Genomic DNA, 12,450 nt, shown 5'->3' on the forward strand with positions numbered 1-12,450 from the left:
GAGAACGAAAAGGAAAAGCCCATCACCGTCAACTACGACGAGCTCGTGAAGAGCTGGGCCGACGCCAAGCAGTGATCTGACCTGGACCACCACCTCGCCCTCCTCCGGCAACGGAGGAGGGCTTTTTCATGCCCCCTTCGCCGTCATGGTCGGCGCAGGCCGGCCACCACCACTCCCTCCCCGGCGTCATGTCTGCGCAGGCGTACCATCCACGACTATGTTCGACCGATCACCGACCCGCATACACGGGCCCTTGGATGGTCGAATCCCGCCCAAATTCTAGGCACTGCATCAGATATTTTGACCATCCCGCCTAGACCGCCCTGTCAGAAACCGCCCGTTTCCCGTGCAACGGCGGCTGGCATGCTCCTTGAAAGATGCGATCGGTTGGGAAGAAGCGATCGATCAAGGAGTTCATCTCATGGCGTTTGATGCAGGCCGGTTTGTTCGTGCGGGTTTGCTGGCGGCCGCCGCCGCTCTGGTTTCCGCCGGATCGGCTCTCGCCGACACGGCGATCAAGTTCACCCTCGACTGGAAGTTCGAGGGGCCGTCCGCACCGTTCCTGATCGCGTTGGAGAAGGGATACTACAAGGCCGAGGGCCTCGACGTCACGATCGACACCGGCGCCGGCTCCACCGAGGCCCTGCCCCGCGTTGCCTCCGGCGCCTACCAGATGGGCTTCGGCGACATCAACTCCGTCGTCAAGTTCCGGGACCAGAACCCGGACCTCGACGTCAAGGCCGTCATGATGATGTACGACGTGCCGCCCTTCGCCATCGTCGGCCGCAAGAGCCTCGGCGTCACCACCTGGCAGGACCTGAAGGGCAAGAAGCTCGGCGCCCCTCCGCCGGACGGCGCCTTCGCCCAGTGGCCGGCCTTCACCAAGGTCAACGGCATCGACCCGGCCTCCGTCACCATCGAGAGCATCGGCTTCCCGGTCCGCGAGCCCATGCTGGCCCAGGGCGCGGTGGACGCCGTCTTCGGCTTCTCCTTCTCGGTCTTCATGAACCTCAAGGCCGCTGGCGTACCCCCTGAGGACATCTCCGTGATCCTCATGTCGAAGAACGGCCTCGACCTCTACGGCAACGCCGTCCTGGTCAATCCGGCCTTCGCCAACGAGAATCCGGAGGCCGTCAAGGGCTTCGTCAAGGCCACCATCAAGGGCGTGATGGATACGGTCGCCGATCCGGACGCGGCGGTCGAATTCGTCCTCGCCCGCAACGACGTCGCCAAGAAGGAGGTGGAGCTGGAGCGCCTCAAGATGGCCATCGCCGACAACATCGCCACCGATGCGGTGAAGGCCGGCGGCTTCGGCGGCGTCGACTACGCACGCCTCGCCCGGTCCATCGAGCAGATCGGCTTCGGCTACGAGTTCAAGGCCCCGGTCAAGGCCGAGGACGTCTTCGTTTCCGACTTCCTGCCACCGGCCGCCGAGCGCATGCTCCCCTGATCTCCGGCCCGAACGGACGCCCGCCGACCGGGCGTCCGCCTTCCCCCAGTCCCGGAGACACCCGCCCATGTCCGTGCCTGTGATCCTCGATGACGTCACGCATCGCTACGGCGGCGCCGGCGGCACCATCGCGCTGGAGGGCTGCAGCCTCTCCGTCCGCAGCGGCGAGTTCGCCGCCGTCGTCGGCCCCTCCGGCTGCGGCAAGTCCACGCTGATGAAGCTCGCCACCGGCCTTCAGTTTCCGTTCCAAGGCACTGTCACCGTTGCCGGAAACCGCGTGACGAAGCCCGTCACCATGGCCGGCATGGCCTTCCAGAACCCCACCATGCTGCCCTGGCGCACCACGCTGGACAACGTGATGCTGCCGCTGGAGATCGCCCAGCCACACCGCTCGCGCCTGCGCAAGCATCGCGCCGAATACGTGGAAAAGGCCGAGCTCCTCCTGGAGACCGTGGGCCTCAAGGGCTTCGGCTCCAAGTTCCCGTGGCAGCTCTCCGGCGGCATGCAGCAGCGCGCCAGCCTCTGCCGCGCGCTCATCCACGAGCCGGACCTCCTGATGCTCGACGAGCCCTTCGGCGCGCTCGACGCCTTCACCCGCGAAGAGCTCTGGTGCGTCATCCGCGACCTGCACGCGGCCCGCGGCTTCACCGTCATCCTGGTCACCCACGACCTCCGCGAGGCGGTGTTCCTGGCTGACCGCATCTTCGTCATGAGTGCCCGCCCCGGCCGCATCCTCGCCGAGCGTACCGTCGATTTCCCGCGCCCGCGCGACCTGGAGATCAACTACACCCAGGCCTTCCAGGACGTCGTCCACGAACTGCGCGGCCACATCCGTGAAGCGAGGGCCGCCGCATGACCACCCCGACCGGCCCCGCCGCCCCGCGCGAGATCGACTGGATCAAGCTCTCACCCTGGATCTACACGATCGCCCTCTTCGTGATCTGGGAGGTCGTCGTCCGCATCCTCGGCGTGCCGCCCTACGTGCTCCCCACGCCCACCGCCATTCTTCTGGCCGCCATCGAGTTCTGGGAGGCCATCTGGAAGAACGGCCTGCAGACGCTGATGACCACCCTTGCCGGCTTCGCCCTTGCCGTCGTCGGCGGCCTCGCCATCGGCCTTCTGGTCGGCTGGTCCCGCGCCATCTATGCCGGCCTCTATCCCCTGATGATCGGCTTCAACTCGGTCCCCAAGGTCGCCGTCGTTCCGATCCTGGTGCTCTGGTTCGGCATCGGCACCGTCCCGGCGATCATCACCGCCTTCCTCATCTCCTTCTTTCCCGTGGTCGTGAACGTCGCCACAGGTCTCGCCACCATCGAGCCGGAGATGGAGGACGTCCTCAAGGCGCTCGGCGCCAAGAAGCTCGACATCATGCTGAAGGTCGGCATTCCCCGCGCGCTGCCCTATTTCTTCGGCTCCCTCAAGGTCGCGATCACCCTCGCCTTCGTCGGCTCCGTCATCGCCGAAACAGTCGCCGCCAACAGCGGGGTCGGCCACATGATGCTCACCGCCCAGTCCAACTTCCAGGTCCCCCTCGTCTTCGCCGGTCTCTTCGTCCTCGCCATCGAGGGCATCGTCGCCTACGCCCTGATGGCCTGGGTCGAAAAGCGCATGACCGGTTGGGCCCACCGCTCCGGCTTCGCCCAGTAGCCGCCGTCCCCACGTCACGCTCCGCGGAGGCGGACCCCACCGCCCCCGTCATGGTCCGCGAAGGCGGACCACCCCCTCCGCCGTCCCGCCACTCCGCCGTCCCGCCACTCCGCCGTCCCCCCCTCCGCCGTCATGGTCCGCGAAGGCGGACCACCCACGACTTTGTTTTGCCGACGAAAAGCGCGCTGGCCCTGAGCGCGGAGAAAGGCATGGGTGGTCCGCCTCCGCGGACCATGACGGTTGAGGGGTACGCGACCCACTGCAACCCGCCCCCTGCCTGCCCACTGCCCCTGCCTACTGCCCCCCGCCCCCTGCCCGCTCTCCCCTCCCCAGGAACTATTCCCATCCCTCACCGTTCGGCTTCCGCCTCAGGAGGTCGTTCATGCAGTCCCTTGCCCGCCTCGGTTACGCCGCCCGCGGCGTCGTCTATCTCATCGTCGGTTGGTTCGCCGTCCTCGCCGCCGTCGGATCCGGCGAGACCAAGAACACCGACGACGCGCTTCTCACGGTGCTGTCCGGTCCGTTCGGCAGGATCTTGCTCGGCCTGGTCGCGCTCGGCCTTGCCTGCTACGCGGCCTGGCGCCTTGTTCAGGCGATCTCCGATCCCGACGGTCACGGCACCAGCTGGAAGGGTCTGGCGATCCGCGCCGCCCTGCTCATCGCCGCCGTCACCTACGCCGGTCTCGCCGTGTCCGCCGCCTCCCTGGTGATGGGCAACGGCGGCTCGGAGGGTGGCGGCTCCAACGGCATGGTCCAGGAGGCCGTCGGCTTTCTCGGCAGCCGCGCCGTCGCGGCCCTTCTCGCCCTGGCCTTCCTCGCCGCCGCCAGTGCGCATGCGGTGAAGGCCTGGAAGCGCGGCTACGAGAAGTACCTCTCCTGCGACCGCGAAACGCTCGACCGCATCCGCCCGGTCGCACAAACCGGCCTGATTGCCCGCGGCATCGTCTTCCTGGTGTTCGCCGGTCTGATGGGCTGGCGCGCCTGGACCGCGAGCGGATCCGCCGAACCGCCGCAGCTGCGCGACGCCCTGGAAACCGTCCGCGACATGCCGTTCGGTTGGGGACTGCTGCTCCTGATCGGTCTCGGGCTGGTCGCCTTCGCCGCCTACAGCGGCATCGAGGCCCTCTACCGACGCATCGACATCCGCACCCCGAACCTGCCTCACCGTATCTCGAAGGCGGGGTCTCGCATCTGAACGACCGGCGGGATCAGCCGGTCCGACGGCTGGTCCTCCGCCTCCACGATCAGCACGATCGTCCGCGATCGCGGCTCTACGACCAGCAGCACCCCGTCGAGCCGTACCGTGGAGAATCCTTCGTAATCGCGCCCCGGCACCAGTTCGTAGGTTTCCGGCAGGAGGTCGCCGACAGCGAAGCCTTCGGCCGGCTGCACGGAAAGGGAGACCTGCCCGTGGTTGGCCGCTGCGCCGGCAGCATCCCCGGCGACCAGGATCAGGCTGAGAAGAACGGCGGGCCAGGGCTGCATTTCGGACACTCGGCGGGTCAGGGGCCTCCTTAACCCCCCATGTCCGCGTTATGTTCCGCTCCCGCAGCCTTGATGGAACGCGCCGCGCCTTCCGTCCATTCCCTTGCAGGACGCCGGTGTTCTCGCCGGCCACACGCAAAAGGATGGATGCCATGAAACCCGTTACGCTCGCCTTCGTCGCCGCATTGGTGGCCGCCTCCGGCCCGGTCGCCGCCGGCACCGCCACCCCGCCGCCGTCACCGGAGAACAATGCCACCACCCTTCCCGCCCCTCAGCCGCCCTGCACGGACGACGTGACCGGCGAGGAACGCCCCTGCGAGAACCTCAGCGAGCAGCTCGGCGCCACCGGCGGCGTGATCACACCGCCGGCCGTCAGCGACGGCGAGATCCAGGTGCCCGCCCCTGATCCCAACCCCGGCACCACGCCGGTGATTCCTCCGTCGGCTGTCCCCGAGCAGCAGCCTGAAGGCGAAACCACGCCTCAGTGATCGATCCAATTGCCGTCAAGCCGTTGCCCGGCTGTTAACTCTCGGCGACGGCGAGGGCAAACGATCCGGCCCCCATCCTCGTTGCTCCATCCTAAGCGCGGTGGGGTCAACGAGGAGGCCAGATCCATGCGAATCATCATCGTCCTTGCCGGCTTCGTCGCCGTCGCCCCCGTCTTCGCCCCCGCTTTCGCCGAAGACACCGGCGCCCTCTGCGCGGCGTCGGCCGGCAGCCTCACCCGCACCGAACTCGTCCGTCTTTCCCAGGAGGGATGTGGCCCGAAGCCCCGCGCGGCTACTCCGGCCGCCGCCGCGGCGCCCCCCGCCGAGGAGGACATGTCCGCCGCCCCGTCCGACACGCCGATGGGCGAACAGGACGACGGCCCCGGCGGCCTGATCGGGCTCATCACCGGCACCGGTTCGGCAACCGCTTCGGTCGGCGTCGGCGGCGGGTCTGCGGGCAGCACCGGAGGCATCAACGCGGGCGTCGGCGCGGGGTCCGGCAGCGGCAACACCGGCGGCATCAACGCGGGCGTCGGCAACGGGGCCGCCTCCGGCAATCCGTCCGGCATCAACGTCGGGGCGGGCAACGGCGCCGCCGCTTCCAACAATGGCGGCCTCAACATCGGCGTCGGCGACAACGCGGCCTCCGGCAACACCGGCGGCATCAACGCCGACATCGGCGGCGGCGGCACCGGCCCGGGCAGCAACAACTCGGGCGGCGTCAATGTCGGCGTCGGCGGCCGCGGCCTTTCTATCGGCGGCGGCTGACCGCCGAAGGGACCGTCCGCCCGCCGCATCGTCGGCGGGCGGATCCCTCACCGGCTGCGGATTAGAACGGATTGCATGAACGTAATATGACGCCGACACTCCCTGTGGAAGAAGACCGCGTCAGCGGCTCACCGGAGGGAGCGGCCATGAACATCACCCGCGACGACATCATCGACATGGTTGGCCTGACCGAGGACGAGGTCCAGGCCATCGCCGAGCACGAGCATGTCCCGGAGATCAGCGCGGCCGCGCTCGCCGACTACCTCCTACACCGGGCCGACGGTGTCGACACCATCAAGCGGATGATCCGCGACGACATCCGCGCCGCCCTCATCCGCGGCGACCGCGCCCACGCCGCCAGCCTCATCCACGCCTTCCACCACTTCATGGAATCCGCGCGGACTTGACCTGCCGACTTCACGGCAGGCCGCCACCCCGTTTCCCTCACACTCCGTCGTGGGTGGTCCGCGCCGGCGGACCACCCACGACTTCTCAATCGCCCCCCAGCTGTTTGGCGCGACCGGGGGGAATTCCGCAGAACGCAAAGGGGGTCCGCCAGCGCGGACCATCACGGCCTGGGCACGCGCGACAGGTCGTCCAACCCTGCCGCGTCAGCCGCCCCGCCTCACAGCAGCCCGTGCTCCTGCATCCAGGCCGCGCAGATTGCCGCCTTGCTGCGGCTGGAGACGCCGAGCACTTCCAGGATCCGGCCCACATGCGCCTTCACCGTCGCCTCGGAGATCCCGAGGTTGTAGGCGATCTGCTTGTTGAGGAGCCCGTCGCCCAGCATCTGGAACACACGGGTCTGCTGCGGCGAGAGCTGCACCACGGCGGTTGCCCGGTCCAGGATGTCGCGCGACATGGAGGAGCCCTCCTCCGCGATCACCGTCGCCGTCTTGCCGGCGAGCACGTCGGCGAGTGCCGCCTGCATTGCATCGCGCTCCACACGCTTGCCGATCACCGCGTCGGCGCCCTGCGCCAGGCAGGCCTCCGCCAGGCCCTTGCTGGCGATGGACGAGTAGACCACAAGCTTGGCGTGCCGCGCGGCAGAGCGGATGTCGGCCAGCGACTGCAGCCCCTTCATGCCCGGCATCACCAGGTCGGTGATGATCAGGAGGTCGCCCTTCACCGCCGCCGCCAGCTGGATGAGGTCGGGATAGCTCCCCACCTCAAGCACTTCGGAGAAACGGAAGCGTCGCCCCAGAAACGACAGCAGGGATTCGCGCAGGATGGGATGGTCGTCGGCCACGATCACCGTTGTCGTCGCATGCACCGCGACGCCGTTCGCCCGTTCAGAACCTTGAGCTTCACCGTCCACGGGCATTCCTCGGCTGATCGCGTCCAGCATCGCTGGGTCTTCCATCGTCTCCCCCCGCACGTTTCTTCTTGGCGCTTTCGCGATGCAACATGGTCCTTGTGAGGCAATCCTGTCAACGCCGGCATCAACCGCGCCGTCATCATCCTGCAAACTCTTGATGTTTTGGTAACCAGCGGAAACGCCCGCGTCGCGCGTTCACGCCGCGGAAGCCAACCGCTGCTACGATTCTTCTCGCCGCCGGCCTCCGGCGGGAACATGCGGCCCTGCCAATGCTTGACCGGGGACGCGCGACTGTACAACGCTCGCGCCCTTGAAATGCCGCGGTCGGCGCTCACATCCGACCGGTCGTGCGGCTGGAGCAGCGGCGCTCGCGATGGAAATGGGGTAGGACGTGGCGGATGTCGGGTTGGATGGCGGAGAAACGGGTGAAGCCGCGGTGAAGAAACAGACGGAGGACGGCTCGCACGGCCATCGGCGCCTCGATACATTCCTGGCCCGCCGGCGCTCCCGCTCGCGCCCACCCCGCTTTTCCACCGTTCTTCGCCTGCTCGGCGAGGAGCCGGACGAGCGCATCACCTTCATCAAGCTGATCGAGACCTTCGGCGACCGCGTGTTCGGCGCGCTGATGTTCATCTTCGCCGTCCCGAACGTCATCCCGCTGCCGCCTGGTACGTCCGCCGTGCTCGGCGCGCCGCTGCTGCTGATCGCCGCCCAGCTCGCCGTCGGCCGCCGCACCCTGTGGCTTCCGCCCGCGATCCGCGAGCGCTCCATCGCGCGCGCCGATTTCCGCAACCTGATCGGCCGCACCCTGCCCTACCTGCGCTGGACCGAGCGTCTGCTCGCGCCGCGCCTGCTCGTCATGTTCGGTCCGCTCGGCGACCGTTTGATCGGCATCGCCTGCCTGCTCCTGGCGGTCATCCTGTTTCTGCCCATTCCCCTCGGCAACATGCTGCCGGGCCTGGCCATCTCCTTCTTCTCCCTCGCCCTTCTCCAGCGCGACGGCGTTGCCGCCCTGGTCGGCTGGATCACCGCCGTCATCTCCGTCGGCGTCCTCGTCGCCATCTCCGGCGCCCTCTGGATCGGCGTCAAGGCCTTCTGGCACGCCCTCTTCTGACCCCCGTGGCCGTACGACTGGCGAACTTTTTTCCTTGTCCACGGAATACGTTTTTCGAACTACGCGTATACGGGGCATGACGAAGCCCGCACCTCTTGATGTCTCGAGCCACCTGGACGCGATGCTGCGCTACGCGCGCACGCTCGTCCGCGGCAGCACGACGGAAGCGGACGACCTCGTCCATGAGGCGCTGGTCAAGGCGCTGGAGGCCGAAGCCAGCTTCCGCCGCGGCGGCAACCTGCGCGGCTGGCTCCTCTCCATCCTGCACAACACCTTCGTCAGCCAGCGCCGCAGCCGCGTCGCCGAGTTGCGTCGCGTCGAAGCCTTCGGCGCCGCCGCAGAGACCCACGCCCAGCCGGAGCAGGAGGGCCGCGCCCGCCTTACCCGCGTCGTCGAAGCCTTCCACGACCTGCCGGAGGACCAGCGCGCCGTCCTCCACCTCGTCGCCATCGAGGGCATGGCCTATCAGGAGGCCGCCGACGCGCTCGGCGTCCCCGTCGGCACCGTCATGTCCCGCCTGTCCCGCGCCCGCGAGGCGCTCCGCCGTTTCGAGGGCGAGGGCCGCACCGACCGCCGCCCGCCCGCGTTTCGTATCATCGGAGGCCAGGATGCATCCTGACGACCTCGACATCGGCGAGCACGACCTCCTCGCCTACGTGGACAACCAGCTGCCGCTCGACCGCCGTGCCGAGGTGGAAGCTTGGCTCGCCGCCCGCCCCGATGACGCGGCCCACGTGATGGCCGACCTTTCCACCCGCGACGCCCTCCGCGCCGCGCTCGGCGCGCCCGTCCCCGCCAGCCCCGTGGTGCGTGGCGCCGCCGCCGCGCTCACCCGTCGCTTCGCCCGCGGCGGCGCGCTGGACGGTTTGCGCCGCGCCGCCGCCGTGGTGATCCTGGTCGGCGCCGGCTGGTTCGCCCACGCCTTCGTCGCCGCGCCCACCACGGCCGTCGCCGCTCATCCGGCCTTCGTGGAGGATGCCGTCCACGCCTACCGCACGGCCGTCCTGCGCGCCGGCCTCGCCCAGCCGCAGGCCCACGAGATCGACCGTGCCGAACTCGCCCGCGGCACCGGCATCGCCCTGCCCGAACTGCCGCGCACGTGGCGGATCGAGGACGTCCAGGTCTTCCCGTCCCACGATGGCCCGTCCATCGAGGTCACCGTCGACGCCGCCGAGCGCGGCCGTCTGTTCCTGTTCGCCGCCGTCACCGACGGTTTCGACGTCATCAGCCCGGTCGCCACCCGCACCGAGGCCGGCGAAACCGTCTACTGGCAGGTCGGCCGCACCGCCTACGCGCTGTCGGGATCGCTTCCGGAGCGCGAGATCCGTGAGGAAGCCGTCCAGCTCGCTTCCAGTTTGTATTGATCATCGAAGGAGCCACCATGATCGACCGTAATGTCGCCTACTCCCGGCCCGGAGCCTATGCCGGCCAGCAGGACGCCCTCTTCGACGAGGGCCTGCGCCGCCACATGCTGCGCGTCTACAACTACATGGGCCTCGGCCTCGTCATCACCGGCCTGATCGCCTACTTCGTGGCGAACACGCCGGCGCTCTACGTGCCGATCTTCTCCAGCCCGCTGAAGTGGGTGGTGATGCTCGCCCCGCTCGGCTTCGTGATGTTCCTCTCGTTCAAGTTCGAGACCATCTCGACCGGCACGGCGCAGATGCTCTTCTGGGCCTTCTGCGCGGTGATGGGCCTCTCCATGGCGTCCATCTTCCTGGTGTTCACCGGCGCCAGCATCGCCCGCACCTTCTTCATCACCGCCACCATGTTCGGCGCGATGAGCCTGTGGGGCTACACCACCAAGACCGACCTGTCGAAGATGGGCTCGTTCCTGATGATGGGCCTGATCGGCATCGTCATCGCCAGCCTGGTCAACATCTTCATCGGGTCGTCGGCCATCCAGTTCGCGGTGTCCGTCATCGGCGTGATCGTCTTCACCGGCCTGACCGCCTGGGACACCCAGAACATCAAGCAGAACTACGCGGAGCACTATGGCGAGGACGTGAACCAGAAGCTCGCGGTGTTCGGCGCCCTGTCACTCTACCTGAACTTCATCAACCTCTTCCAGATGCTGCTTCACCTGACTGGTCAGCGCGAGGAGTGATCGTGGGGTAACTGGGCCGGCGATCGCCCGACCTCGCCCGCCCGCGCCTCTCCACCGGAACGATCCCCTTATGCTGACCTGAACCGTGCCGGACCGGTCACCCCTCTCTCTCCGCACCGGTCCGGCACGGCCCCCCTCTGCGGGGCCGTGCATCGGCCTTCCCCGGCCCCCTCGCATTTGCACGCACGACGCCGCATGATGCGTAAGCCCTGGGGGACACATCCAAGCCATGCGCCTTATCCGCACGTTCGTGCTGCTCGCGATCGTCTACGCCGCCCTCGGTCTCGGCCTCTGGGTGGTGCACGCCGACAACGCCGCCGTCTGCACCCGCTCGATGGCGCGCGAGGCGATCCTCTCCCGCGCCGAAGGCGTCTTCTACCTCGATCGGCCCTCCGGCGTGCCGCTCGCCTATTCCGTCTTCTGGGGGCCTGCCGCGCTGGCCGAAATGGGCGGCCGCCAGTCCGTCCACGGCTTCATTCTCGGCACCGACTGCTTCGAGGAACCGCCCCCGGCGCCGTGAGATCCCGCTCACGCTCTTCTGACCGCCCACGTCTCGACACCACTACGACCTTCGGCTATCGGTAGCGCCAATCGCCTCATCGGCTGCGCTTCTCATTTTTGACGAGGGTTTCCATGGCTCTGGCGGATATCGCGGTCATCGGCATGGCGGTGATGGGCCGCAATCTCGCGCTCAACATGGCCGAGAAAGGCTTCACGGTCGCGGTCTACAACCGCACCGTCGAACGCACGGAAGCGGCCATGCTCGAGGCCGGCCCGCTCGCCGAACGCCTCATCCCCTGCCGCACGATCGAGGACTTGCGCGCCGCCGTTCGCCCGCCGCGGCCGGTCGTCATCATGGTCAAGGCCGGTACACCCGTCGACGACACCATCGAGCAGCTGCTTCCGATGCTCGATCCCAAGGACATCCTGATCGACGCCGGCAACGCCAACTTCCGCGACACCCTGCGCCGGGACAAGCGCCTGACCGCCCTCGGCTTCGACTTTCTCGGCGTCGGCGTCTCCGGCGGCGAGGAGGGTGCCCGCCACGGGCCCTCCATCATGATCGGCGGCGCCACGGACGCCGTCGCCCGTGTCGAGCCGGTCTTTACCGCTATCGCAGCCCGCTACCAAGGCGACCCCTGTGCCGCCCACGTCGGTGCCGACGGCGCTGGTCACTTCGTCAAGACGATCCACAACGGCATCGAATACGCCGACATGCAGATGATCGCCGAGATCTACGGCCTGCTCCGCCAGGCCCACGGCCTCGCGCCCGCGGCGATTGCCGACGTCTTCGCCGGCTGGTCCAAGGGCCCGCTCGACAGCTACCTCGTCGAGATCACCGCCCAGGCCCTCCGCACGGTCGATGCCGACACCGGCAAGCCCCTCGTCGACCTCGTCGTCGACAGCGCGGGCCAGAAGGGAACCGGCCGCTGGTCGGCGATCGAGGCGCTCGATCTCGGCGTTCCGGCTTCCGCCATCGGCGCGGCCGTCGACGCGCGCGGCATCTCCGCCATGCGCGCCCTTCGCGCCGCCGTCGCCGCCCGCTACGCCTTGCCCGCGATCCCCGTCCGGCCCGCGGACGAGGCGGCGGTCCTCGACCTGGAGAAGGCGCTGATCGCCGGCAAGATCCTCGCCTATGCCCAGGGCTTCGCCGCCATGGCCGCCGCGTCGGCCCAGTTCGGCTGGTCGCTGCCGCTCGGTCGCATCGCCCGGATCTGGCGCGCCGGCTGCATCATCCGCTCCGCCTTCCTGGACCGCATCGCCACCGCCTACGACGCCGATCCATCCACGGCCTCGATCCTGCTCGACCCGCAGCTCGGCAGCCTGCTCGCCGACTGCCTGCCCGCCATGCGCCGCGTCGTCGCCGGCGCGCTCACCGAGGGCCGCGCCGTGCCGGCTCTTGCCGCCGGCCTCGCCTATCTGCAGACACTGGCGCAGACCCGCACCACCGCCGACCTCATCCAGGTCCAGCGCGACATCTTCGGCGCCCACGGCTTCGAACGGCTCGACCGCCCCGGCGCCCACCACGGCCCCTGGAGCTCCGGCATTGACTGATACCTGGCGCGGATCGTC

General features: G+C 68.6%; 15 protein-coding genes. 13 read left to right on the forward strand and 2 right to left on the reverse strand.

Features of this window, described 5'->3' with window-relative positions:
- Nucleotides 1-421 precede the first annotated feature (421 nt).
- From HZ321_RS20885 to HZ321_RS20900, 4 genes are all read left to right on the forward strand, one after another.
- A complete protein-coding gene (locus HZ321_RS20885; RefSeq protein WP_181704356.1) occupies nucleotides 422-1,450 on the forward strand; it encodes an ABC transporter substrate-binding protein in 1,029 nt (342 codons plus the stop codon).
- Nucleotides 1,451-1,517: 67 nt separating this feature from the next.
- Complete coding sequence (locus tag HZ321_RS20890; RefSeq protein WP_181704357.1) at nucleotides 1,518-2,306, forward strand: ABC transporter ATP-binding protein; 789 nt, start codon at nucleotides 1,518-1,520, stop codon at nucleotides 2,304-2,306.
- Nucleotides 2,303-3,097: an ABC transporter permease gene (locus tag HZ321_RS20895; RefSeq protein ID WP_181704358.1), complete on the forward strand. Its 795-nt coding sequence runs from the start codon at nucleotides 2,303-2,305 to the stop codon at nucleotides 3,095-3,097. The genes HZ321_RS20890 and HZ321_RS20895 overlap by 4 nt, the downstream gene beginning before the upstream one ends.
- 382 nt (nucleotides 3,098-3,479) lie before the next feature.
- Nucleotides 3,480-4,292, forward strand: a complete 813-nt coding sequence (locus tag HZ321_RS20900) for a DUF1206 domain-containing protein (RefSeq protein ID WP_181704359.1) — start codon at nucleotides 3,480-3,482, stop codon at nucleotides 4,290-4,292.
- Here the strand turns inward: HZ321_RS20900 and HZ321_RS20905 are convergent.
- Entirely contained in the window at nucleotides 4,259-4,582 is a 324-nt protein-coding gene (locus HZ321_RS20905; RefSeq protein ID WP_181704360.1) for a hypothetical protein, read from the reverse strand. The genes HZ321_RS20900 and HZ321_RS20905 overlap by 34 nt on opposite strands.
- 152 nt (nucleotides 4,583-4,734) lie before the next feature.
- On the opposite strand from HZ321_RS20905, the gene HZ321_RS20910 reads away from it, so the two are divergent.
- The 3 genes from HZ321_RS20910 to HZ321_RS20920 all read left to right on the forward strand — a co-directional run bounded on the left by HZ321_RS20910 (nucleotide 4,735) and on the right by HZ321_RS20920 (nucleotide 6,245).
- A complete protein-coding gene (locus HZ321_RS20910; protein ID WP_181704361.1) occupies nucleotides 4,735-5,070 on the forward strand; it encodes a hypothetical protein in 336 nt (111 codons plus the stop codon).
- Nucleotides 5,071-5,196: 126 nt separating this feature from the next.
- Nucleotides 5,197-5,838 (forward strand): hypothetical protein, encoded by a 642-nt coding sequence (locus HZ321_RS20915; RefSeq protein WP_181704362.1) that lies wholly within the window; start codon nucleotides 5,197-5,199, stop codon nucleotides 5,836-5,838.
- Between the two features lie 146 nt (nucleotides 5,839-5,984).
- Nucleotides 5,985-6,245 (forward strand): hypothetical protein, encoded by a 261-nt coding sequence (locus tag HZ321_RS20920; RefSeq protein ID WP_181704363.1) that lies wholly within the window; start codon nucleotides 5,985-5,987, stop codon nucleotides 6,243-6,245.
- Between the two features lie 218 nt (nucleotides 6,246-6,463).
- Here the strand turns inward: HZ321_RS20920 and HZ321_RS20925 are convergent, their stop codons facing one another.
- A complete protein-coding gene (locus HZ321_RS20925; protein ID WP_181704364.1) occupies nucleotides 6,464-7,201 on the reverse strand; it encodes a LuxR C-terminal-related transcriptional regulator in 738 nt (245 codons plus the stop codon).
- A 391-nt stretch (nucleotides 7,202-7,592) separates the two neighbouring features.
- Here HZ321_RS20925 and HZ321_RS20930 point away from each other — a divergent pair, with 391 nt between their 5' ends.
- The 6 genes from HZ321_RS20930 to gndA all read left to right on the forward strand — a co-directional run bounded on the left by HZ321_RS20930 (nucleotide 7,593) and on the right by gndA (nucleotide 12,432).
- The gene (locus tag HZ321_RS20930) at nucleotides 7,593-8,270 is read left to right on the forward strand and encodes an exopolysaccharide biosynthesis protein (RefSeq protein ID WP_342343896.1); all 678 of its coding nucleotides are present in this window, start codon (nucleotides 7,593-7,595) and stop codon (nucleotides 8,268-8,270) included.
- 76 nt (nucleotides 8,271-8,346) lie between these two features.
- Nucleotides 8,347-8,889 (forward strand): sigma-70 family RNA polymerase sigma factor, encoded by a 543-nt coding sequence (locus HZ321_RS20935; protein ID WP_181704365.1) that lies wholly within the window; start codon nucleotides 8,347-8,349, stop codon nucleotides 8,887-8,889.
- Nucleotides 8,879-9,634 (forward strand): anti-sigma factor, encoded by a 756-nt coding sequence (locus tag HZ321_RS20940; protein WP_181704366.1) that lies wholly within the window; start codon nucleotides 8,879-8,881, stop codon nucleotides 9,632-9,634. Before HZ321_RS20935 ends, HZ321_RS20940 begins: the two co-directional genes overlap by 11 nt.
- 17 nt (nucleotides 9,635-9,651) lie before the next feature.
- A complete protein-coding gene (locus tag HZ321_RS20945) occupies nucleotides 9,652-10,377 on the forward strand; it encodes a Bax inhibitor-1/YccA family protein (protein WP_181704367.1) in 726 nt (241 codons plus the stop codon).
- A gap of 229 nt (nucleotides 10,378-10,606) precedes the next feature.
- Nucleotides 10,607-10,897, forward strand: a complete 291-nt coding sequence (locus HZ321_RS20950) for a hypothetical protein (protein ID WP_181704368.1) — start codon at nucleotides 10,607-10,609, stop codon at nucleotides 10,895-10,897.
- A 113-nt stretch (nucleotides 10,898-11,010) separates the two neighbouring features.
- On the forward strand, nucleotides 11,011-12,432 hold the full coding sequence (gene gndA, locus HZ321_RS20955; RefSeq protein WP_181704369.1) for an NADP-dependent phosphogluconate dehydrogenase: 1,422 nt from the start codon (nucleotides 11,011-11,013) through the stop codon (nucleotides 12,430-12,432).
- Nucleotides 12,433-12,450 lie beyond the last annotated feature (18 nt).

Origin of the sequence: Chthonobacter albigriseus (assembly GCF_013839445.1) — a bacterium.
GTDB lineage: Bacteria > Pseudomonadota > Alphaproteobacteria > Rhizobiales > Pleomorphomonadaceae > Chthonobacter > Chthonobacter albigriseus.